Raw genomic sequence first — 22,386 nt, forward strand, 5'->3', positions numbered from 1 at the left:
GGGGTGCCAGGACTTCTAGCGTCACATGCACCGAAGGTACTAAGCGGTCGCTCACCTGAGGGCGTACCGTGGGCCGCAGGCTTTTCAAGGGCGAGGAGAACCAGCAATGTCCACCACTGAGCAGCGGGTCGCCGTGGTCACGGGCGGTGCGCGTGGCATCGGCGCCGCGACCGCCGTACGACTGGCGGCGGAGGGCCGCGCCGTCGCGGTGATCGACCTCGACGAGGCCGCCTGCAAGGACACCGTGGAGAAGATCACCGCCGCCGGTGGCAGGGCGATCGCCGTCGGCTGCGACGTCTCCGACGAGGCCCAGGTCGAGGCCGCGGTCACGCGTATCGCCGAGGAACTGGGCGGACCCACGATCCTCGTCAACAACGCGGGCGTCCTGCGCGACAACCTGCTCTTCAAGATGAGCGTGTCCGACTGGGACACGGTCATGAACGTGCATCTGCGCGGCGCCTTCCTGATGTCGAGGGCCTGTCAGAAGTACATGGTGGACGCCAAGTTCGGGCGGATCGTCAACCTGTCCTCGTCCTCCGCCCAAGGCAACCGCGGCCAGGTCAACTACTCCGCCGCCAAGGCCGGTCTCCAGGGCTTCACCAAGACCCTCGCCCTCGAACTCGGCAAGTTCGGCGTCACCGCGAACGCCGTCGCCCCCGGCTTCATCGCCACCGACATGACCGCCGCCACCGCCGAGCGTGTCGGTATGGGCTTCGAGGACTTCAAGGCCGCCGCCGCGACCCAGATCCCCGTCCAGCGCGTGGGCAACCCCGACGACATCTCCAACGCGATCGCCTTCTTCACGGGCGAGGCCGCCGGATTCGTCTCCGGCCAGGTGCTGTACGTCGCCGGCGGACCGCTCGACTAGGGCCGGGGGACACGAACATGAGCACTGTGGAACTCTCGGGCAAGGTCGCCCTCGTCACCGGCGCCAGCCGGGGCATCGGCTACGGCATCGCCGAGGCGCTCCTCGCGCGCGGTGACCGGGTCTGCATCACCGGACGCAACGAGGACGCCCTCAAGGAGGCCGTCGAGGCACTCGGTGCCGACCGGGTCATCGGTGTGGCCGGCAAGGCCCACGACGAGGCCCACCAGGCCGTCGCCGTCGAGCGCACCCTGGAGGCGTTCGGACGCGTCGACCACCTCGTCAACAACGCCGGTACGAACCCGGTGTTCGGGCCGATCGCCGACCTCGACCTCAATGTGGCGCGCAAGGTCTTCGAGACCAACGTCGTCTCCGCGCTCGGCTTCGCCCAGAAGACCTGGCACACCTGGCAGAAGGACAACGGCGGCTCGATCGTCAACATCACGTCCGTCGCCGGCCTCTCGGCCTCGCCGTTCATCGGCGCGTACGGCATCAGCAAGGCCGCGATGGACAACCTGACACGGCAACTGGCGCACGAGTACGCGCCGCGGGTGCGGGTCAACTCGATCGCGCCGGCCGTCGTGAAGACCAAGTTCGCGCAGGCGCTCTACGAGGGCCGCGAGGAGGAGGCGGCCGCCGCCTACCCGCTCGGCCGGCTCGGCGTACCCTCGGACATCGGCGGCGCCGCCGCGTTCCTGACCTCGTCGCAGGCCGACTGGATCACCGGCCAGACGCTCGTGGTCGACGGCGGCATCTTCCTGAAGGCCGGACACAGCTGACGTAACCGGATCGGTACGAAGTGGGGCGGGCGCTCGTCGGGAGACGGGCGCCCGCGTCGGTTCCCGGTTCACCCGGGCTCGGACGGGTGTTCGCCCACCGTCGATTTTTACGTCTGCTTTGCCATTTACCGGAAGATGAGCGGCCAAAAGTCCCTATGTCGACCGACGCAAACTTATGCGCCCCGACTGACAGAAAAAGCTTCTGTGTCGACGTGCGAGGTCACGCGGTCCGAGGGCGGCACTGTCCGATACGCGCTGATCAAGTGGCCTACCAGGAAGCTGGACCAGCTACTGGGGCACTGCGGTATGGTCTGCCGACCGTTGGCTTGGTATGGCAGATCGAGGAGCGTGCACGTGTTCAACCGGAACCGGGGCCTGCGGCAGGTTGCGGCAGCCGCGTCCATATCCATGGTCGCCGGATGCGGAGTCTTCTCCTCCGACTCCTCCGGCGACGGGAAGCCCATCGTGGTGGGGACGACCAGTGAGCCCAGCACACTGGATCCGGCGGCGTCCTGGGACAACTCGTGGGAGCTGTTCCGCAACGTCCACCAGACGCTGCTCAACTTCGACACCGGCGGGTCCGAGCCCAAGCCCGACGCCGCCAAGAGCTGCGAGTTCACCGACAGTTCGAGCACGGTGTACAGCTGCGAGCTGCGTGAGGGCCTCACCTTCTCGGACGGGCACAAGCTGGACGCGAAGGCGGTCAAGTACTCGATCGACCGGATCAAGGCGATCAACGTCAACGGTGGCCCCGCCGGTCTGCTTACCAGCCTCGACCGGATCGAGGTGAAGGGTGACCGCGGGCTCGTCTTCCATCTGAACCAGGCCGACGCGACCTTCCCCTTCGTGCTCTCCACGCCCGCCATGTCGATCGTGGACCCCGAGGACTACCCCGCGAAGGCGCTCCGCGAGGACGGCAAGGTCAGCGGCTCCGGGCCGTACACCCTGGAGTCCTACGACGAGGGCGACAAGGCCGTACTCGTCAGGAACGACAGCTACAAGGGCATCGCGGACCCCAAGAACGACGCCGTCACCATCCAGTACTTCCAGCAGTCGTCCGAGATAGCCGACGCGCTGCGGGAGAAGAAGATCGACGTCATCTACCGCGGTCTCGCCGCCGCGGACATCGTGGACATCCAGGACAACGAGAAGGAGGAGGGGCTCCAACTCGTCGAGAACGCCACCACCGAGATCAGCTACCTGGTGTTCAACCCCAAGGACCCGTGGTCCAACAAGCGCTCGGTCCGCAGGGCCATCGCCCAGATCGTCGACCGCCCGGCGCTCGCCCACAACATCTACAAGGACACCGTCGAGCCGCTGTACTCGATGATCCCCAAGGGCCTGGTCGGCCACACCACGGGCTTCTTCGACGACTTCGGCAACCCCAGTGCCGCCAAGGCCAAGCAGATCCTCGTCGCCGACGGCATCACCGAGCGCGTCCCGCTCACGCTCTGGTACACGAGCGACCGTTACGGCTCCCAGACCAAGCCGGCCTTCGAGGAACTGAAGCGGCAGCTGGAGGCCTCCGGCCTGTTCACCGTCACCCTCGAGAGCCGCCCCTGGAAGACCTACGTGGACGGCTACCAGAAGGGCGAGTACCCGGTGTTCGGGCGCGGCTGGTTCCCCGACTTCCCCGACGCCGACAACTTCATCGCACCCTTCGTGGGCGAGCAGAACGCGCTCGGTACGCCGTACACGTCGCCCGAGATCACCGGCCAGCTGCTCCCCGCGTCCCGCAAGGAGAGCGACCGCGGGGCCGTGGGCGAGGAGTTCGAGGAGGCCCAGCAGATCCTCCTGGACGACGCCCGGCTGCTGCCGCTGTGGCAGGGCAAGCAGCATGTGGCGGCGAACGAGGAGATCGGCGGCGCCGAGGTGTCCATCGACCCGGCGACGATGATGGTGATGTGGGAGCTGTACTGGAAGACCAGCTGGTAGCGGAGCCGACGGTTCGAGTACGGCGGACTTCGGGGCCCGTTGTCAGTGGGCGCCGGTAGGTTCTTCGGTGAGTGGAACACACCGCACATCGGAGGAAGTTCACGTGACCGACATCGCCATGCTGCCCGAGTCCTGGCGCGGCGTCCTGGGTGACGAGCTGCAGCAGCCCTACTTCAAGGAGCTGACCGAGTTCGTCGAGGAGGAGCGCGCACGCGGTCCTGTCTTTCCTCCGCGCGACGAGGTGTTCGCCGCGCTCGACGCGACGCCGTACGACAAGGTGAAGGTCCTGATCCTCGGTCAGGACCCCTACCACGGCGAGGGGCAGGGCCACGGCCTGTGCTTCTCCGTCCGGCCCGGGGTGAAGACCCCGCCCTCGCTCCGCAACATCTACAAGGAGATGAAGGAGGAGCTGGGCACGCCCGTCCCCGACAACGGCTATCTGCTGCCGTGGGCCGAGCAGGGCGTGCTGCTGCTCAACGCGGTGCTCACGGTCCGCTCCGGCGAGGCCAACTCGCACAAGGGGAAGGGCTGGGAGAAGTTCACGGACGCGGTGATCCGGTCCGTGGCCGACCGTCCCGACCCGGCGGTCTTCGTCCTGTGGGGCAACTACGCGCAGAAGAAGCTCCCGCTGATCGACGAGGAGCGGCACGTGGTGGTGAAGGGGGCGCACCCGTCGCCGCTGTCGGCCAAGAAGTTCTTCGGCTCGCGTCCGTTCACGCAGATCAACGAGGCGGTCGCCGGCCAGGGGCACGAGCCGATCGACTGGACGATCCCCGACCTGGGCTGATCCGGAAGAGGTGAGGCGGGTCGCCCGGCCGGTGCCGTACCGGCCCGCCTGACCGGGATTGTCAGTGCCTGCCGTTAGCGTCGCCAGGGACAGTGGGCAGCGGACAGGGTGGAGGGCGCGGTGACGGAACGGCAGGAACAGGTGGTGCCGGACGCCATGATGACCCGGATCGGGCAGGCCGTCATGTTGCACCACGGCGGTGACCGCGAGGAGGCCAGGGGGCGCTTCCTGGGGCTGTGGGCGGAGATCGGCGAGGACGGCGACCCGATGCACCGCTGCACCCTGGCGCACTACATGGCCGACACGCAGGACGACCCCTCGGACGAACTGGCGTGGGACCTGCGGGCGTTGTCGGCGGCCGAGGAGCTGTCGGACGAGCGGGTCGCGGAGGTCGTCCAGCACGAGGGGGCGCTCGCGGTGCGCGCCCTGTACCCCTCACTGCATCTGAACCTCGCCGCCGACTACGTCAAGCTGGACCGCCCCGAGGCCGCCCGCACCCACCTCCGCCGGGCCCGCGGCGCGGCCGACGCCCTGGGCGACGACAGCTACGGCGACGGGGTCAGGGCGGCCATCGGGCGGCTGGAGCTCCGGCTGGGGGAGGGGGGATCCTCCGGAGGGGCGGGCGGGGGAGGGGGCGGGGGTTCTGGAGGGGGTACGAGCGGCGGATCCGGAGGGAGACCGGGTGGCGGTTCGGGCGGGGACTCGTGGGGGCCGCCGCGACAGCGGCCCTAGGCGTCCCCGGAACTCCCCGGCCTGAGGTGTCCCGGCACCCCCCGCCCTGGGCGGCCCTGGCACATCCCCGTTCTGAGGCGCCCCCCCACGCCTCGCTGCCCCAGGCGTCCCCGGAACTCCCCGGCCTGAGGCGCCCTCGGCACCTCCCCGCCCTCGGGGCCCCGGACGCCTCAACGCCCGTACGCCTCCTTGCAGATGACCGTCTGGGGGCTGTCCTTGCCCCAGCCGCCGTACTTCCTGCCGAGGGCGCACACGTCCGTGTTCTCGCGTACCGGGCGGGACACGTCGGGGAGTTCGACGCGCGGCTGCGTGTGGCGGCGCTCCGGCTTGGGCGGGCGCTGCTTCGGCTTGGTCCGGCGGGGCGGGGGTGCCGGAGCGGCGGCCGGTGCGGGCGGAGGCGTCGCGGCGGCCGGGCGGTGCGGCTCTTCCGGGGCCCGCGGTGCCCGTACGGCCTGCGTGGGCGTGTGGTCGGGGCCGATGAGCTCCAGGGCTTCCCGGGCGGGCGCCTGCACGATCTGTGGTTCGGCCAGGACGGCCGGGCGGGGCACCGACGGCTGGGACGGCGCCGGGGGCGGGCCGGGAGCGATCGGGTGCTGGACCGTGACGCAGCCGGAGAGAGCCGTGACAGCCACGGTGACAAGGAGCGTTGCGGTGGTCGTCGTTCGATGCACCCGCGCAACTCTGCTGTGTCCGGCCCGATTCGGAACCCGTGGACCAGCGGAGGATGCCCCACACGGGTGATCTCCGGCCCCGTACGGAGGGTGCGGAGCGGCCCCGGCTGACGTCCGTCACCGTCCGGGGCGCGCCCGCCGCAGGCTCGGTTCAGTCGCCGGTCGCTCCGTCGAGCCGTTCGCGGATCAGGTCGGCGTGGCCGTTGTGGCGGGCGTACTCCTCGATCATGTGGGTGTAGAGCCAGCGCAAATTGAACGGCTCGCCGGTGTGTCGGCTCTTGCCACGGGTCAGGTCGTCCAGGCCGAAGTCCGCAGCGTTGCGCCGGGCGATCCCGATCTCGGCCTGCCAGGTGTCGTACGCCTCCTGCCAGCTGTCCGCCTCGGTGAGATGGAACTCGCCGTCCCGGTCCTCCTCGGTGTAGTAGATCGGCCCCGCGTCGTCGCTCACCAGCACCCTGCGGAACCAGCTCCGCTCCACCTCCGCCATGTGCCGCACCAGACCCATGAGGGACAGTTCGGAGGGCTCCACCGAGGCGGTTCTGAGCTGGGCGTCGGTCAGGCCCTCGCACTTCCACGCCAGGGTCTGCCGGTGGTACTCCAGCCAGCCCTCCAGCATGGTGCGTTCGTCGGCGTTGAGGGCGGGTTCACTGCGCTGCGTCTGCGGCTCTGTCATGCAGGCATGGTGCCCTGTCTCGACCGCCCCCACCACGCGTTTTCCGGCGGCCGTATGCTTCCGGCAGGACCCCGGCAGGCAACCGCTGAAGGAGACCCCGTGAAGGTCGGCTGCATCGGACTCGGTGACATCGCGCAGAAGGCGTATCTGCCGGTGCTCGGCAGCCGCCCCGACGTCGAACTGCACCTCCAGACCCGCACACCGGCGACGCTCGCCCGGGTCGCCGACGACCTCCATCTGTCCCAGGAGCGGCGTCACACCGACCTGGACGCCCTCCTCGCCCAGGGCCTCGACGCCGCCTTCGTGCACGCGCCCACCGTCGTGCACCCGGAGATCGTGACCAGGCTGCTGGAGGCGGGCGTACCGACGTACGTCGACAAGCCGCTCGCGTACGAACTCGCCGCGTCGGAGCGGCTGGTGGAGCTGGCGGAGGAGCGCGGGGTCTCGCTCGCCGTCGGGTTCAACCGGCGCTTCGCACCCGGGTACACGCAGTGTGCCGACCATCCGCGCGAGCTGATCCTGATGCAGAAGAACCGCATCGGGCTGCCCGAGGAACCCCGCGCCATGATCCTCGACGACTTCATCCATGTCGTGGACACCCTGCGGTTCCTGGTGCCGGGCCCGGTCGACGACGTGACCGTGCGCGCCCGCACCGAGGGCGGACTGCTGCATCACGTGGTGCTCCAGCTCGCCGGGGACGGGTTCACCGCACTCGGCGTGATGAACCGGCTCAGCGGCTCGGCCGAGGAGATCCTCGAGGTGTCCGGGCAGGACACCAAGCGTCAGGTGGTCAACCTCGCCGAGGTGATCGACCACAAGGGCCAGCCGACGATACGGCGGCGCGGCGACTGGGTGCCGGTGGCACGGCAGCGCGGCATCGAACAGGCCGTGCTGACGTTCCTCGACGCCGTGCGCGCCGGCAAGGTGCTCAGCGCCCGGGACGCACTGGCGACTCATGAACTGTGCGAGCGGGTGGTACGAGCGGTGCGGGAACAGATCGACGCCGCCTGACCCCGCGTACGCCCTCGACGCCGCCCAGGACGAGGAGGACGAGCACGGCTCCGTACACCGGCCAGGCGCCGAAGCGGACGTACGGCGTCTCACCCGTGGCCAGCGGTACGTCGTACACCGCCGCGGTGCTCGCGTCGGTGCCGAGCCAGGAGCCGACGCGCTCGCCGCTCGGGCCGTAGACGGCGGAGACGCCGGTCAGCGTGGCGTGCACCATGGGGCGGCCGGTCTCGGCGGCGCGCAGGGCCGCGATCGAGGCGTGCTGCTCGGGGGCCCAGGTGTGCTGGAACGACGAGGTCGACGACTGGGCGACGAGCACCTGGGCGCCGTCCTGGGCGAGATGGCGGCTCATGTCCGGGAAGGCGGACTCGAAGCAGACCATGGGCCCGATGCGCAGCCCGTCCCCAACGTTCATGATCACCTGCTCGGTGCCCCGCCTGCGGTCCTCGCCCGCCGCCTTGCCGACGGAGGTGGCCCAGCCCAGCAGCGAACGCGCCGGAATGTACTCACCGAAGGGCACGAGCCGCATCTTGTCGTACCGGTCACCGGTGGGGCCGTCCGGACCGACGAGCACCGAACTCTTGTAGATACCGGGCCGGTCGGAGCGGCGTGCGTCCACGTTGACGAGGATGTCGGTGCCGGTCGTGCGGGAGAGCGAGGCGAGCCGTTGTGCCAGGTCGGGGCGGTCGGCGAGGTCGTAGCCGACGCTGCTCTCGCCCCAGACGATCAGGTCCACGTCCTGGCCGGCCAGCCGCCGGGTGAGCGCCTCCTCGCGCGCGAAGCGTTTCTCGGCGCTGGCGGACCCGTCGACGATCCCCGGCTGCACGACCGCGATCCGCACCCGGCCGTCCGCCTCCGGTCGCGGTGACCACACCCAGGCCGCGGAGGTCAGGGCGGCGGTGGCGACGAGCGCGGCCACCGCCGGAACCCGGGACTCGCGCACCGCGACCAGGACGGCGACCGCGACGTTCACGGCCACCACCAGGAAGCTGAGCAGCCACACCCCGCCGACCGAGGCCAGCCGCAGCGCGGGCGCCACCTGCCACTGGCTGGATCCGATCATGCCCCAGGGCCCGCCCAGCCCCTGCCACGAGCGGACCAACTCGACCATGAGCCACCCCGAGGGCAGCACAACGAGCGCGGCGGCGATCCGCCCGGCCGGGGGCCGTCCCGCCAGGAACCGGCGGACGAGGACACCCCAGGGTGCCCACAGCGCGCCCAGCAGCGCCGCGATGACGAGCGTGAACACATGCAGGCTCGGCAGCAGCCAGTGATGCACGGCCAGCATGAACCCGAGTCCGCCGAACCAGCCGTCGTACGCGGCCCGTTTGGCGGTCGGCGCGGACCGGACGAGCAGGATCCAGGGGACGAGCGCGACGTACGCGAACCACCACAGGGCAGGCGCGGGGAAGGCGAACATCGGCAGCGCACCGGCCAGCGCAGCGGCGAAGGAACGGCGCCACGGGGAGGCGATCCAGTGGCCGGGCAGTTTCATACGGCGCCTCCTACCAGTCGGTTCCCCGGACAACTACCCAGTCGGTTACCCAGCCGGTACGCCCAGTGTGCGCGGTGGGGACGATCTCGGGCCAGCAGGACTCCGGCCAGGAGCGGCGGATTCCTCGTATTGGCGTACGGGAGGTCGCCCGGGGGAGGCGAACGGGGCCGGTCGGTCAGTGCTTCGGCGTGCGCCGCCACTTCTCCTGGACGACCACCTCACGCAGCCGCCAGCCGTCCCGCGTACGGATCAGCCCGAAGGAGTACCGGCCGCCGCAGACGAAGTCGGGTGCGGTGGAGCCGGTTTCGCCGTCACGGTCCGCGAGGCGCATGGGGTTGATGTAGTCGGCCTGGACCCGGGCCGTGTCGCCGGTGTCCTGCTCCAGGAGGCCGAAGCCGACCCGGCGGTTGACGATCAGATGCTGCCGCATCGGGAACAGTTCCATGCTCTGCGCGAGCCACCCGGCGACCTGCCGGGCCTCGCCCTCGATACCGCCGGCCGAGCGGTAGTCCGCCCGCCCGTCCGGCGCGAACAGTCCCACGTACGCCTCCCAGTCACCGTCGTCCACCGCCACCGCGTACTCGGTGACGAGTCCGTCCAGGGAGAGCCGGTCCATCACGGTCGCTAGCTCCACACGCTGCGTCATCGGCTCAGTGTTGGGCACGGGGAGGGCGGAGCCAAGAGCATCGTGGATATTCGGTGGCCGACGGGCGTGTCCGCCTCCGAAGCTGGTCACGTGAATGATCAGACAGTCGAATTTTCCGACGAACAGGAATCCGTCGCCTCCGACGAACGGGAACCCAGGTTCCGCGTACGCGCCCGTCATACGGCGTCCACGGTGACCGTCTATCAGGCCTACCGCCCGGAGATCGGGCTCGCCGCGGCACGCGACGGCCGGTTTCCGGGGGCGTGGAAGCGGGACCGGATGACATGGATCAAGCCGTCCTTCACCTGGATGATGTACCGCTGCGGCTGGGGCACGAAGGAGGGGCAGGAGACCGTGCTGGCCGTCGAGATCAGCCGGGAGGGGTTCGTCTGGGCGCTGCGGAACGCGTGTCTCTCGCACTACGTCGCCGACCTGCACGAGGACCATGCCTCCTGGAAGCGGCAGCTGAGGCGGGCCTCGGCGCGGGTGCAGTGGGACCCCGAGCGGGATCTCCGGCTCAACCCGCTGCCGTACCGGTCCTTGCAGTTGGGGCTCTCGGGGGAGGCGGCGGCGCGGTACGCCGACGAGTGGATCGTCGGGATCGAGGATGTGACGGCACTCGCCGCCGAGATTCATGGGCTCGTACGGGTGGGGCAACTGGATCGCGCGGCCGGGCTGTTGCCGGTGGAGCGGCCCTATCCGCTGGACGCGGACGTGCTCGCGCACCTGCGACCGTAGACCCGTCGCTCATCGCTCATCGCCCATTGCGGAAGAAGGAGGTACGTCCTTGAACGGGTCGCTCGTCACGGTGGTCACCGGTGGCAGTCGGGGGATCGGTGCCGCGACCTGTCTGCGGCTCGCGGCGGACGGGCACGACGTCGCCGTGGGGTACGTGCGGGACGCCCGGGCCGCCGAGTCGGTCGCCGAGGGGGTGCGGGCGGCCGGGGTGCGCTGTGTGACCGTCGCGGTGGACACCTCCGTCGAGGCTGATGTGGAGCGGTTGTTCGACACCGTCGAGGAGCGGTTCGGACCGGTCACGGGGCTCGTGAACAACGCCGGGGTGACTGGCCCGTTGGGCAGGCTCGCCGACGCGGATCCCGCCGATCTGCGGCGCGTGGTGGAGGTCAACCTGCTGGGTACGCTGCTGTGTTCGCGTCGGGCCGCGAGGTCCATGACGGCGCGGGGGACCGGCGTGATCGTGAACGTGTCCTCGGCGGCGGCCACCCTCGGTGCCCCCGGCGAGTACGTCCACTACGCGGCGACCAAGGCGGCCGTCGACGCGCTGACCGTGGGTCTGGCGAAGGAGCTCGGCCCGGACGGCATTCGCGTCAACGCGGTGGCCCCGGGCGTCATCGACACCGAGATCCACGCGGCGATGGGCGACCCGGAGCGGGCGAAACGCGCGGCCTCGACGATTCCGCTCCGCCGGGCGGGACTGGCCGAGGAAGTCGCGGCCGCCGTCGCCTGGTTGATGTCGGCGGAGGCCTCCTACGCGACGGGTGCGGTGCTGCGGGTGTCGGGCGGGCGGTGACGCCGGCTGAGCAGGGCGGGGAGTGACTCAGCGTCACCGTCGGGGGTTGCATACGAGCCTGTCGGGCAGGGCGTCCCGGCCTTCTGGCGTCCGCCCCGGCGGTCACGCCGCCTCGATGACCTCGCCGCGTATCGCCGCGGCCCACCTGACCACCAACAGCTCGTACTCCTCCCGCTCTTGGGCCGAGAGGGAACCTCCGGCGCGGAGCCAGAGCGCACGGATCTGCTCGTTCAGCGCGGCAGCGGACCGCACGGAACCAGGGGTCAGGGAGTCGGGGGACATGCGCACCAGCGTAGGGGCAAGGACTGACACTGCGCTACCGGATGGCTACTCGATCGGTATGCGGTTGGTCACGGTCGCCGGAGTCGTACGGATCGTACGGACTCAGCCCGACGACTCCGCCGCGTGCGGGCTCAGCGCGCCCGTCGCCACCAGGGCGATGATCACGATGCCGAGGGCGATGCGGTAGTAGACGAAGGGCATGAACGACTTCGTCGAAATGAACTTCATGAACGGGTTCAAGCGTAGATAGCCTGAGCGGCTTTGACCTGCTGTTTTCCATCAGTCCTCAAGATCGAATGCGAGAGCAGTGGGAGATGATACTTTCCAGTGCTCTCCCTCGCTGGCCACGAAGCGCAGCCACCTGGTTTGCAGCGAATCGGCAATCTCCTGCTCCATGGTCAGGGTGACGTGCGAGTAGAGACCTTTCAGCCGGCGACTTCGTGGCCCATGCGGGTCTCCACGGCGATGCGACTGTGTCGATCTTCGTCCAGTCACTCCTTGCCGCCGTGACGAAGCAGGTACAGCCGCTTCCCGGCGTACGTGGTCGCGGGGACCTCCGGAAGGGGACGGCGGGAGGTGACCAGCTGGGGCTGCGGGAGGCGGTGCGCGCCCACGAGCGGGCGGCGACCGCGCCGGGCCCCGAACGGGACGACGAGGCGCTGTACCTGGATCAGTGGGGGACGAGTCTGCGGCTGAGCGCCCGCCGTCTCGACGACGCGGCCGAGGCGCACCGGGCGGTCGGGCTGCACGAGCGGGCCGTCGCCCTGACCGGCGACGGCTCGCCCGATCTGCCCCTGCGCCGGGGCAACCTCGCCGCGGCGCTGCGGCTGCACGCCGAACTGGCCGGGGACCGCGCCTCCTTGGAGCGGTCGGTGGAGGTCCACGAGCAGGTCCGGCGGACGGTCGGCGAGGAGTCGCCGTACACGGCCGCGGTGTTGACCAACCGCGCCGCGGCACGGCGTGCCTCGGCGCGGCGGACCGGGCAGCGCGCGCCGCTCGACGAGGCGATAGGGACACTGCGCCGTGCCGTCCGCGCCACTGCACCCGACGCTCCCGAACGGGCTGGCAGGCTCAGCGAGTTGGGTCACGCTCTCGCCGACCGCGGACAGGTGGGGGACGCTTCGGAGGCCGTGCGTGCCTACCGGGAGGGCTGCCGACTCGCCGGGAGGCCCACGAGGAGGCCGCGGAGGCCGCGCACGCCCACGCGGCGGCAGGCGCCCCCGCGCGGGCGGTCCTGCGCCTCGAACAAGGACCCTCTGATCATCCCACGTGGCGTCCACTTCCAGAAGGCATTGGTCTGTAGTCGGCGTCTTGTCCCTCATGGCGATCACACCCCGGCAGGGGCTGCTTACCTTGCCTGCGAACTGCATCAGAGCGGGGCCGGTGTGTTCGCAGTCCTGATGGATTTCCCGGCCCAGCAGGATCAGCTTGTACAGGCTCTCAGCCTTGTCGACGATGAGGACCTTGCCCTCAGAGTCTGGTCGGGTCTGCGATTCCTCGCGCGCCATGCCCGGGGCCGAGCGGCGGCAGGCGGCCATGCCGCAGTTCGAGCGAGTATCTGGCCTGTCTCGTACGACAATCCCGCAGGTCTCGTCCAGCTTTGGAGCCTCGGAGGATCTCCCACTCCACTGGGCCGTCAGCTTGTGATCACACGGCCTGTTGCCACAGGGACGTTTGCCCCGGACGACCTCGCTGAAGACGGAACCCCCCTCGTGGCAGCCACCTCGGTCCTCACCCCCGGGTTGATCCAGTACTTCGGATTCTCGGAGACGCTGCAGATCGATTCCGACGGCGTCATCCGGACTCGATACTGGATGTCCCAGCGCTATGGGACGCGAGTTCAGCAGTGGGTGGATGAAGCCGGGGTGAAAACGACCAACGACGTCTTTGACTGAGCCGTCCACTGGCAATGGCACCGGTGACCATCCGCTCGTAGGCTGTTCGCCTTGCACGCCCTGGAGATCGGCTCTGCGCTGTGGGCCCTTCGGTCTTTCACCCAGCTCAGGCGGCGACGCCGAGTTCCTTGCGGGTCCGCTGGACGAACTCGCGCACTGCGGGTTCGCGCCGCCAGGGCGCGAGGGCGGTGTTGAACTCGCGGACGTAGTCCTTGGCGCGGGCGGACTGGACGCGGGCGAGGATGTCGACGGACCGGTGGCCGAGTTCGAGGCCGTGGTCGAGGTCGCGGGTCTGGAGGTGGGCGGTTGCGACGATGGCGAGGCGCATGCCGACGGAGCGGGTGAAGGCGCCGGACGGCATGGCGGCGGCTTGTCTGTTCCAGGCGAGGGCTGCCTTGGGGTTCTTCAGGTCCCGGAAGACCTCGGCGGCGTCGGCGGACAGGCGGGAGTGCGTGTAGAAGTCGATCCACGCGGGCTCGTCACCGCTGTCGGTCTTCGCCTGGCCCAGCAGGTCCTCGGAGGCCGCCAGGGCTCGTGAGGCGGCCCGGGGGTCGTTCCCGCGGGCGTGGGCGCGGGCTTCGATCAGCTTGGTGAACGCCAGCACTCTTGGTGCGGCCTGGCCCTTGGCGCGGTTGTAGGCGCCCTGGGTCATGTCGATGGCTTCGGAGGCAAAGCCGCGCATCAGGGTCTGCATGGCCATGGTGGTGAGTACGTAGCAGCCGAGCTGTACGTCGCCGCCGGCGCGGGCGAGGCGCAGGGCCTGGATGAAGTGCCGCTGGGCGGCTTCGTGCTGGCCGACATCGAATGCTGTCCATCCGGCCAGCCGGGACAACTCGGCGGTGACGGAGAAGAGTTCGCGGCCGATCTCGTCGGAGAAGGTGCCCTGAAGGAGCGGGGCGGCCCGGTGGTCGAGGCAGTCGGTGACCGAGTTGGCCTTCCAGTTCCCGCCGCCGTACTTGGAGTCCCAGCGGCGGGCGTCGTCGGCGGCCTCGCGCAGTTCGTCGAGGTCGGCCCGGCCGACCTGCTTTCCGCCGCTGTGATCGGCGGTCTCGTCGGCGGGGGTGACGAGCCATCGGGTGACGGGCGTGGTGAACGCGGAGGCGGCGAAGCCGGATCCGGCCAGGAAGTCGCGGCGGTTCACAGAGCTCCAGAACATGGTGGCGACGCGGACGGCGTCGGCGGGGTCCCTGGGGAAATCCAACCCCACCGAGGCGTCGATTGTCTCTGCCTCGCCCATACCGATGTCGCCCAGGTCGACGGGCCGTCCCAGTCGCTCGCCGATGGCCTGTGCCAGGAGTTTCGGGACCGGCCACTTCGGCGTCATGCCGCGGCGGCACCAGTTCGCCACGGACGTGTGCGAGTAGTCCGTCTCTATTCCGGAGCCGTGGGCGAGCTGGTTGACGCGCAGAGCCAGGGACTTGTGGCTCGCGCCGCAGGCCTCGATGAGCCGGGCCAGGTCCGTGTTGGGCGGACGGGGCCGGCGGACGGTCGATGCCACGACCTTCTCCCTTGCCGGTGACGGGAACACGAGTCAGGTCCGCTCGAACAGATGGCTGAGCGCGAAGAACCTTACGCATTCCGCGTGTTGGGTCACTGAGGGTATTGCCTCTGGCTGCCGGGTGAACCGTGTCTGCGAGTTGTGAGCCCCCTTGCGAGCCCTCCCGGTACGTCTTTCCGGCGGCTGTGATGAGGGTCCAGGCCGCCGCCGGAACTGGACCGATCTCCTTCCGGCGGCGGCTTCCGTCAAGGCATCACCACACCCGGGGGTGACTCAGAAATGTGCGGAATCGCAGGACTGGCCGGAGCCGACGCCGTCCGCCACGAGCACACGGTGGGCGCCATGGGTGCCTCGCAAGCCCACCGTGGTCCGGACGGCACCATGCACGCAGCGTCATCAGACGGGCGGGCGGTGCTGGCCATGAACACGCTGCTGATTGTCGACCCGCAGGCGGTGCCCGGCCCCTATCTCGACCGCGCCAGCGGCGTACTGCTGGCCTTCAACGGCGAGGTCTACAACTACCGTCAACAGGCGAGTGCTTGGGGCATCCCGCTTGCCGCCCGGGAGACGGACGCGCACTTCGTGCTGCGGGCCTGGGCGAAGATCGGGCCGTCCTGCCTGGACGGGCTGGACGGCATGTTCGCCCTCGCGGTCTACGACCCCCGGGTCGGGAAGCTGTTCCTCGCGCGGGACCGGCTCGGTGAGAAGCCGCTCTACTGGCGTCTGGACGGCGGTCGGCTCGCGTTCGCCTCCGAGGTCACCACCCTGACCGGTTACGGACCGGCCCCGCTGGTCTTGCGGCCGGAGGAGATGGCGCTGGAGACGCCGGTCGGCGTCGACACTCCCTTCCAGGGCATCCAACTGCTGTCCCCTGCAACTCTGTTGGCCTTCGACGTTGCCACCGGTTCCCTCGACCAGCACACTTGGTGGTCGCTAACCGACCGGCAGCCCTTCGCCGGCACCTACGCCGAGGCCCTGGCCGACTTCTCCGTCGTCCTCGCCGAGCAGGTCCCGCTCAGGGCCCCGTCCTGCGACTTCGCGCTCTTACTGTCCGGGGGACTGGACTCGTCGGTGCTGGCCCACCTGCTGCGGCCGCCGGTCTGCATCACCGTCAGCTACCCGGGCCAGGACCGGCTGGACGAGTCGCAGATCGCCACGACGATCGCCCGGGACACCGGCGCAGAGCTGGTCGTCGTCGAGCCGGATCACCTCGACTTCACCAAGGCCCTGCCGCACATGATGGGCGCGCTCGACTACCCGATGGGCAACGCGTCCACGTTCTCCGAATACATGGCCTACCGGAAGGTCGCAGACCTCGGCCTGCGGGTCGTGGTCGGCGGGCTGGGCCCGGACGAATTCCTCATGGGCTACGTCCGTCACGCCCTGGTCCTCTTCGGCCCCGACGCCGTGCTGAACGCCGGGATGGACGCCTACCGGCCACTGGCCGCCAAGCTCATGCACACCGCCGGGGAGAACCTTGATCCGGCGGAGGCGCTCACCCGGCTTGTCCTGCGCGGCCCCGACCCCGACGGGCGAATCCGGGACCTGATCGCGAGCGTGATGGGCCGCACCGATGTTGATCCGACCCGCGCGCTCACCCTCGCGGACCTGGCGACGGCCTGGCGTCCGCTGGTGATGACCAGCGACAAGCTGGCCTCTGCCTTTGCGTTGGAACGTCGGTCCCCCTATCTGGCCCGGGAGTTGGTAGAGCTGTCCTACCGGCTGCCCGCGGAGTACAAGATCTGCCACTCCGCCGAGGGCAAGCGGATCCTGCGGGACGCGGCGAAGGCCCTCGGGCTTCCCCGCGAGGTCTGGGGCAGCCGGGACAAGCTCGGCTTCGCCAGCCCGGTCCCCACCTGGCTGAACGGCCCCCTCGCGGCCTGGGCCGACGCCCAGATCCACACCGCCCTCGCCGAGGCCCCGGCCTCATGGCGGCCCTTGCTGGAGGGCGGCCTCAAGCAGGGAGGCCGGTTCGACCGCACACGGATGCAGGCCTTGATGGCGTCGGCCTGGTTTCACGACCAGACGGTGAGGGCTGCCGCATGATCTGCAACTCCCTTACTACGGTGTCGGGATGCACCAGGACACCACCGCCGAAGTCCCGGCCACCGCCCGCGGCGCGGTCGCGATCATCACCAACGGTCGCGGAGAACTCCTCCTCCATCTGCGGGACGACCTGCCGGGCGTTATCGCCTGGCCGAACCACTGGTCGGTCCTGGGCGGCGGCTGTGACCCCGGCGAAGACCCGCGCGAGGCAATCGTCCGCGAGCTCGACGAAGAAGCCGGCCTGGCCGTCACCGGCCTCACCGCGCTCTTCGAGATCCGCGACGAACACGGCTCCGGACAGTTGATCACCTTCTTCTGCGGCACCTGGGACGGCGACGAGACCGTCCTGCCGCTGGCCGAGGGCGTCAAGCTCCAGTTCTTCGCCCCAGAACACCTCGACATCCTCACGATCCCGCCGTTCATCAGGGACGGGATCCACCGCCATCTGGCCACCCGGCCCGCCTGACCGTGTCCTGCACGGGGCCGCCGGGCGGCGGCCCCCACCAGGAAGGACACGCTTATGAAGCTCACCGTCATCGGCTGCGGATATCTCGGCGCCACCCACGCGGCCTGCATGGCCGAACTCGGCCACGAAGTCCTCGGTATGGACTGCGACATGGACAAGGTCGCGATCCTCAACTCCGGCAAGGCCCCGTTCCACGAACGCGACCTCGACGACCTGCTGGCCAAGCACACCACGAGCGGCCGGTTGCGGTTCACCGCCTCGTACGCGGAGGCCGCCGCATTCGCCGAACTGCACTTCATCGGCGTCGGCACCCCGCAGCAGCCCGGCGAGATGGCCTACGACCTCACCCACCTGTTCAACGCTGTACGCCAGCTCGCACCGCGCCTCCGTGGGCCGGCCGTGGTCGCCGTCAAGTCCACCGTCCCGGTCGGCACCGCACCCCGCGTCCGCGAACTGCTTCACACCTACGCACCCGCAGGGGATTCGGTCGAGGTCGCCTGGAACCCGGAATTCCTGCGCGAGTCCTTCGCCGTCGAGGACACCCTCACCCCGGACCGGCTCGTCCTCGGCTTCGACGCCGAGCACTCCTGGGCCGAGGCGCTGCTGCGCCAGTGCTTCGAGGAGATCATCGAGTCCGGGACACCGACGATCGTCACTGACTGGGCCACCGCCGAACTCGCGAAGGCCTCCGCGAACGCCTTCCTCGCCACGAAGATCTCGTTCATCAACGCGATGGCCGAGGTCTGCGAAGCCTCCGGCGCCGACGTCGGCCAACTTGCCGACATCCTCGGCCACGACGCCCGCATCGGCCGCCGCGGCATGCGGCCCGGCCTCGGCTTCGGCGGCGGCTGCCTGCCCAAGGACCTCCGCGGCTTCATGGCACGCGCCGGCGAACTCGGCGTCGACCAGGCCCTGACCATCCTGCGCGAGGTCGACGCGATCAACAGCCGCCGCCGCGAGCGCATGGTCGACCTGGCCCGCGAACAGTGCGACGGCGACCTCACCGGCAAACGGATCACCGTCTGGGGCGCCGCCTTCAAACCCGAGACCGACGACATCCGCGACTCACCCGCACTCGCCGTCGCCCACAAACTCCACGAACTCGGCGCCACGGTCACCGTCACCGACCCCAAGGCCCTCGACAACGCCCGCAAGCTCCACCCCGAACTCGACTACGTCGACGATCCGATCGCCGCCGTCCAGGACGCCGATCTGCTGCTGCACCTGACCGAGTGGGCGCAGTTCAGCCGCATCGACCCCGACCGGCTCGCCGCCCGAGCGGCGAGCCCGAAGGTGATCGACGGCCGGGGCACCCTCGACTCCGACCGTTGGCGGGCAGCAGGCTGGTCCGTCCGCGCCCTGGGCCGCCTCTGACGCCGGGACGCAAAACGCTGAGCTGTTGCCCTCACACGTCCCACCACATCCAGCGAGGACACTTCTGTGCTGGCGCTCGGTGACCAGACACCACCGGCCTCCAACGCCTGAGGGCAACGGTGTTGCACATCGTGGGACGCCGCCTTCCAACCGCGGTGAGGGGCCCGGATGACCGGGCCCCTCACTGACCTCAGCCGATCTGGATCACCTGTCAGGCTGGGGTGCCTGGAGGGTGATCTGGCCGGGATAGGTGTTCAGCAGCGGATCGGTGACCGAGGCCGGAGCGTCGGTGACCACCACCATCCGGTCGCTCCCGTCGTAGCTGACCGACACCCTGTATGTCTCGTCGGCGTCGGGCGCGATCTGCTCGTAGGCCGCATCAGTGATCTTCTTGACCTGGGCGGCGGTGAAGAGCGGGCTCTTCGCGGTGGTGGGGGTGGGCCAGCTTGTCGGTGTCTGCCCGGTGGAGTCGGTCCAGTCGGTCCGAGTCTGCAGGTTGTCGAGGTCTCCGGCGTAGTCCGACGGGAAGGTGATCACCGGCCCGATGTTGGGGTCATTGAAATACGCGAGCGCGCAGTTGTAGTTGGCCAGCTCCTGCAGTTGCTCCCAGTGCTTCGCGGGCTCGTTGGCCCTGTCCTGGACCTCGGTCAGGGTCAGGGCGTGGTCGTAGACGCGGAAGTCCCGTATCCGGCCCGTGAAGTACTTGTCGTTGGCGTAGAGCGAGCGGCCGATGTAGTCCGCGGTCGTTGTCCCGCCGCCGATCGCGCCGGGGGTGATGGTGACGTTGGTGTTGCGGGCTTTCTCCACGCCGTTCTCGTACAGGATCCCGGTGGTGCCTGTCTGGGTGTACGTCACGTGCTCCCAGGCGCTGCGCGGGAGTTCGTAGGCGGCGCCCGAGGGCTGGATGTCCTGTTTGGCGGTGTAGTCGGTCAGGGAGAGTGAGGTGCGGAAGGTGTTGCCGGTGGTGAACAGGTAGCCGTTGCCGTTGGCACCGCTGCTGTTGCCGAGGCCGTAGAAGAAGTACGGCGTGCCCATGGCGGGGTCGATCCACACGTCGAAGTCGACGCTGATCGAGTTCAGCCCGGTCATGATGTTGTCCGGCATCTTGACGTAGGTGTCGGTGCCGTTGATGGGTGCGATGGTGCCTATGCGGCTGATGGTGACGCTATGAAGTACGTATTTCGTCGGCGTGGCGGACCCGTCACGAATAATTTCGGAACTTGTAGCGAAAACGAGCGTCGTTGATCTTCGCCGAGGTTGTGCTTCTCCATTTGCCCTGGTCGGGGTACCTGCTCGCAGTTCGGTGGGCGGACGTACATCAGGCCGGAGGGCGCGACGGGTCTGTGGAGGCGGGGTGGTGGCCCAGGAGGTCGAGGAGGGCGATCGCGTCGTGGTCGGGGGTGCCGGGCTCAGCGCTGTACGCGAGCAGGTGGTGGCCGGGGGTGCCTTCCAACTGCAGAGACTGGTAGCCGAGGGTGAGGTCGCCTACCTCGGGGTGGTGGAAGGACTTCGTGCCGTACGAGCGGTTCTTGACGTCGTAGCGCTTCCACAGGCGGGCGAACTCAGGGCTCTTCAGCAGGAGTTCACCGACCAGCCGGGTCAGGTCGGGGGCGTCGGGGTCGGTGCCGGCCAGCGCGCGGAGGTGGGCGACGCAGCCCCGCACCTGGGCGTCCCAGTCGGCGAACAGACTGTGGGCGGCGGGGTGCAGGAAGACGAAGCGGGCGATGTTGCGGTCTTTGGCCGGCCACTCCTCGATCCCGGCGAGGAGCCTGAGCCCGGCCGGGTTCGCGGCGAGCAGGTCGTTCGTCCGGCTGACGACGTACGCGGGGGCCGGCCGCAGATTCTCCAGCAGGAGCTTGACCCCGGGCCGTACGGTCCGGCTCGGTGCGGCCGGAGGCTCCGGTACCGTCCGGGCGGCGACGGCGGCCAGGGTGCGCAGGTGCTCGGCCTCGTCCGGTTCCAGCAGGAGCGCACGGGAGAGCGACTCGACGACGGAGGGGCTGGGCCGGGTCTCCTTGCCGCGCTCCAGCCGGATGTAGTAGTCGATGCTGATGCCGGCCAGCATGGCCAGCTCCTCTCGGCGCAGGCCGGGGGTACGGCGCAGACCGGCGCCGGCGGGCAGGCCGGCCTGCCCGGGGGTCACCCGGGCCCGGCGGGCGCGCAGGAAGCGGCCCAGCTCGGTGCCGTACTGCTGCTGAGATGTCATGTCTTCGAGTGTGCGGGGCCTCATGTACTGCCCGGTAGCCGGTTGGGGGGCCCTGTCGTACCCCGGAACAACGCTCCCCGGCACAGCCCGCCCTGCCACGCGGCGAGCCCGGCCAGCAGGCTGGGCCTGACTGAGGAACAGGCTTCTCGCGCGGGGAGACCCGCAGGCACCCGAGCAATCCACGGAGCGGCACGCATGAAGCACATCAAGCTGGGCGACCTGGAGGTCTCCCGCATCGGCCTCGGCGCGATGCCGATGAACGCCTTCTACACCGGGAAGGACACCGACGAGGCCGAGGGGATCCGCACCGTCCACCGGGCGCTCGAGCTGGGCGTCAACCATATCGACACCGCCGAGGTCTACGGCCCCTTCACCAACGAGGAGTTCGTGGCCAAGGCCCTGAAGGGCCGCCGTGACCAGGTGGTGGTGGCGTCGAAGTTCGGGTTCATCTCGCACACCGGTGGCGAGGGCCTCGACAGCAGCCCGGCCAGCATCCGGATCGCGGTCGAGGGCTCGCTGAAGCGTCTCGAGACCGACTACATCGACCTGTACTACCAGCATCGCGTCGACCCGGACACGCCCATCGAGGACACCGTCGGGGCCCTCGCCGAGCTGGTCCAGGCGGGCAAGATCCGCCACATCGGCCTGTCCGAGGCCGCGCCCGACACCATCCGTCGCGCCCATGCCGTACATCCGATCACGGCGCTGCAGACCGAGTACTCCCTGTGGTCGCGCGACCCGGAGGCGGAGATCCTGCCGACCACGCGGGAGCTGGGTATCGGCTTCGTGCCCTGGTCGCCGCTCGGCCATGGCTTCCTGACCGGGGCGATCCGCTCGACCGACTGGCTCGACGAGGACGACTTCCGCAAGAACAACCCGCGGTTCCTCCCCGGCAACTTCGAGCAGAACCTCCGGGTCGCCGACGAGGTCAAGGCGGTCGCCGACGAGGCCGGTGCCACCCCGGCGCAGGTGGCCCTGGCCTGGCTGCTGGCCCAGGGCGACGACATCGCCCCGATCCCCGGCACCAAGCGGGTGGCCCACCTGGAGGACAACACCGCCGCCGACGGCGTGGAACTGACCGCCGCGCAGATCGAGAAGCTGAACAACCTCACTCCGGCGTCGGGCGAACGTCTCGACGAGGCGGCCATGGGGCTGTCCAACCGCTGATTCGCCCCCCGACCCGACCCGCCCCTGCCTCGCCCGTGACACAGGGGGCGCGGCAGAGGTGGGTCCCGGTCTCTCGCCGCCCGGCCCACTCGCCGCCCCGCCGTCGACGTCCGCAGGGCAGCAGATCTGGCCGGCCGGGGCTCGGGTGCGGGCCTCGGCTGGCGTGGCGTCGCGCTTGGTCCGCCGAGGGACGGAGAGATCCTGGCTGTGTACGGGGCGTGCACCCACCAGTAGTCGGTAGGGCGGGCGCTGTCGGGCAGCCGTCGCGTGTGTGCCGTGTCGGCCACAAGGCCGATTCGTCGTGTCACGTGCGGTGCGCAGCGGCGGCTC

21 protein-coding genes and 1 pseudogene are annotated in these 22,386 nt (G+C 69.7%); 13 read left to right on the forward strand and 9 right to left on the reverse strand.

Annotated features, from left to right (window positions below):
* Positions 1-106 precede the first annotated feature (106 nt).
* From fabG to ACFYXF_RS46360, 5 genes are all read left to right on the forward strand, one after another.
* A complete protein-coding gene (gene fabG, locus ACFYXF_RS46340; protein WP_389359364.1) occupies positions 107-868 on the forward strand; it encodes a 3-oxoacyl-ACP reductase FabG in 762 nt (253 codons plus the stop codon).
* A 17-nt stretch (positions 869-885) separates the two neighbouring features.
* Entirely contained in the window at positions 886-1,644 is a 759-nt protein-coding gene (locus tag ACFYXF_RS46345) for an SDR family oxidoreductase (RefSeq protein WP_389359366.1), read from the forward strand.
* A gap of 354 nt (positions 1,645-1,998) precedes the next feature.
* Positions 1,999-3,579 carry an ABC transporter substrate-binding protein gene (locus ACFYXF_RS46350; protein ID WP_389359368.1) on the forward strand — a complete coding sequence of 527 codons (1,581 nt, stop codon included), beginning with the start codon at positions 1,999-2,001 and terminating at the stop codon, positions 3,577-3,579.
* Positions 3,580-3,682: 103 nt separating this feature from the next.
* Positions 3,683-4,366, forward strand: coding sequence for a uracil-DNA glycosylase (locus tag ACFYXF_RS46355; RefSeq protein WP_389359370.1), 684 nt, complete (start codon positions 3,683-3,685; stop codon positions 4,364-4,366).
* Between the two features lie 120 nt (positions 4,367-4,486).
* Positions 4,487-5,098 carry a hypothetical protein gene (locus ACFYXF_RS46360; protein ID WP_389359372.1) on the forward strand — a complete coding sequence of 204 codons (612 nt, stop codon included), beginning with the start codon at positions 4,487-4,489 and terminating at the stop codon, positions 5,096-5,098.
* A 170-nt stretch (positions 5,099-5,268) separates the two neighbouring features.
* Here ACFYXF_RS46360 and ACFYXF_RS46365 read toward each other — a convergent pair whose 3' ends face one another.
* A complete protein-coding gene (locus ACFYXF_RS46365; protein ID WP_389359374.1) occupies positions 5,269-5,769 on the reverse strand; it encodes a hypothetical protein in 501 nt (166 codons plus the stop codon).
* Positions 5,770-5,920: 151 nt separating this feature from the next.
* On the reverse strand, positions 5,921-6,442 hold the full coding sequence (locus ACFYXF_RS46370; RefSeq protein WP_389359376.1) for a DinB family protein: 522 nt from the start codon (positions 6,440-6,442) through the stop codon (positions 5,921-5,923).
* 99 nt (positions 6,443-6,541) lie between these two features.
* Between ACFYXF_RS46370 and ACFYXF_RS46375 the strand changes: the two genes are divergently transcribed.
* Positions 6,542-7,453, forward strand: a complete 912-nt coding sequence (locus ACFYXF_RS46375; RefSeq protein ID WP_389359378.1) for a Gfo/Idh/MocA family protein — start codon at positions 6,542-6,544, stop codon at positions 7,451-7,453.
* Here ACFYXF_RS46375 and lnt read toward each other — a convergent pair.
* Both lnt and ACFYXF_RS46385 read right to left on the reverse strand, forming a co-directional pair.
* Positions 7,371-8,945, reverse strand: coding sequence for an apolipoprotein N-acyltransferase (gene lnt, locus ACFYXF_RS46380; RefSeq protein WP_389359380.1), 1,575 nt, complete (start codon positions 8,943-8,945; stop codon positions 7,371-7,373). The genes ACFYXF_RS46375 and lnt overlap by 83 nt on opposite strands.
* A gap of 175 nt (positions 8,946-9,120) precedes the next feature.
* Positions 9,121-9,591, reverse strand: coding sequence for a nuclear transport factor 2 family protein (locus ACFYXF_RS46385; protein ID WP_389359382.1), 471 nt, complete (start codon positions 9,589-9,591; stop codon positions 9,121-9,123).
* A gap of 90 nt (positions 9,592-9,681) precedes the next feature.
* Between ACFYXF_RS46385 and ACFYXF_RS46390 the strand changes: the two genes are divergently transcribed.
* Positions 9,682-10,329, forward strand: a complete 648-nt coding sequence (locus ACFYXF_RS46390) for a DUF4291 domain-containing protein (RefSeq protein WP_389359384.1) — start codon at positions 9,682-9,684, stop codon at positions 10,327-10,329.
* A 49-nt stretch (positions 10,330-10,378) separates the two neighbouring features.
* Positions 10,379-11,122, forward strand: a complete 744-nt coding sequence (locus ACFYXF_RS46395; protein ID WP_389359386.1) for an SDR family oxidoreductase — start codon at positions 10,379-10,381, stop codon at positions 11,120-11,122.
* A 102-nt stretch (positions 11,123-11,224) separates the two neighbouring features.
* Here ACFYXF_RS46395 and ACFYXF_RS46400 read toward each other — a convergent pair whose 3' ends face one another.
* Positions 11,225-11,404 (reverse strand): hypothetical protein, encoded by a 180-nt coding sequence (locus tag ACFYXF_RS46400; RefSeq protein WP_369032603.1) that lies wholly within the window; start codon positions 11,402-11,404, stop codon positions 11,225-11,227.
* A gap of 102 nt (positions 11,405-11,506) precedes the next feature.
* Positions 11,507-11,638, reverse strand: a pseudogene (locus ACFYXF_RS46405) (UDP pyrophosphate phosphatase); the annotation flags it as partial.
* A gap of 272 nt (positions 11,639-11,910) precedes the next feature.
* Between ACFYXF_RS46405 and ACFYXF_RS46410 the strand changes: the two are divergent.
* Positions 11,911-13,299 carry a hypothetical protein gene (locus ACFYXF_RS46410; RefSeq protein ID WP_389359388.1) on the forward strand — a complete coding sequence of 463 codons (1,389 nt, stop codon included), beginning with the start codon at positions 11,911-11,913 and terminating at the stop codon, positions 13,297-13,299.
* A 106-nt stretch (positions 13,300-13,405) separates the two neighbouring features.
* On the opposite strand, the gene ACFYXF_RS46415 is transcribed toward ACFYXF_RS46410, so the two are convergent.
* Positions 13,406-14,797 (reverse strand): sporulation protein, encoded by a 1,392-nt coding sequence (locus ACFYXF_RS46415; protein ID WP_389359390.1) that lies wholly within the window; start codon positions 14,795-14,797, stop codon positions 13,406-13,408.
* Between the two features lie 279 nt (positions 14,798-15,076).
* On the opposite strand from ACFYXF_RS46415, the gene ACFYXF_RS46420 reads away from it, so the two are divergent.
* From ACFYXF_RS46420 to ACFYXF_RS46430, 3 genes are read left to right on the forward strand one after another with little or no spacing between them, the layout of a single operon-like run.
* Complete coding sequence (locus ACFYXF_RS46420; protein WP_389359392.1) at positions 15,077-16,843, forward strand: asparagine synthetase B family protein; 1,767 nt, start codon at positions 15,077-15,079, stop codon at positions 16,841-16,843.
* 28 nt (positions 16,844-16,871) lie between these two features.
* Positions 16,872-17,309, forward strand: a complete 438-nt coding sequence (locus tag ACFYXF_RS46425; protein ID WP_389359394.1) for an NUDIX domain-containing protein — start codon at positions 16,872-16,874, stop codon at positions 17,307-17,309.
* Positions 17,310-17,363: 54 nt separating this feature from the next.
* The gene (locus ACFYXF_RS46430) at positions 17,364-18,683 is read left to right on the forward strand and encodes a UDP-glucose dehydrogenase family protein (protein ID WP_389359396.1); all 1,320 of its coding nucleotides are present in this window, start codon (positions 17,364-17,366) and stop codon (positions 18,681-18,683) included.
* Between the two features lie 204 nt (positions 18,684-18,887).
* Here the strand turns inward: ACFYXF_RS46430 and ACFYXF_RS46435 are convergent, their stop codons facing one another.
* Complete coding sequence (locus tag ACFYXF_RS46435) at positions 18,888-19,787, reverse strand: LamG domain-containing protein (RefSeq protein ID WP_389359398.1); 900 nt, start codon at positions 19,785-19,787, stop codon at positions 18,888-18,890.
* A 214-nt stretch (positions 19,788-20,001) separates the two neighbouring features.
* A complete protein-coding gene (locus ACFYXF_RS46440) occupies positions 20,002-20,889 on the reverse strand; it encodes a helix-turn-helix transcriptional regulator (protein WP_389359400.1) in 888 nt (295 codons plus the stop codon).
* 195 nt (positions 20,890-21,084) lie between these two features.
* Here ACFYXF_RS46440 and ACFYXF_RS46445 point away from each other — a divergent pair, with 195 nt between their 5' ends.
* Positions 21,085-22,056 carry an aldo/keto reductase gene (locus ACFYXF_RS46445; RefSeq protein WP_389359402.1) on the forward strand — a complete coding sequence of 324 codons (972 nt, stop codon included), beginning with the start codon at positions 21,085-21,087 and terminating at the stop codon, positions 22,054-22,056.
* Positions 22,057-22,386 lie beyond the last annotated feature (330 nt).

The sequence above is a fragment of the Streptomyces sp. NPDC002680 genome, from assembly GCF_042889145.1.
GTDB lineage: Bacteria > Actinomycetota > Actinomycetes > Streptomycetales > Streptomycetaceae > Streptomyces > Streptomyces adonidis.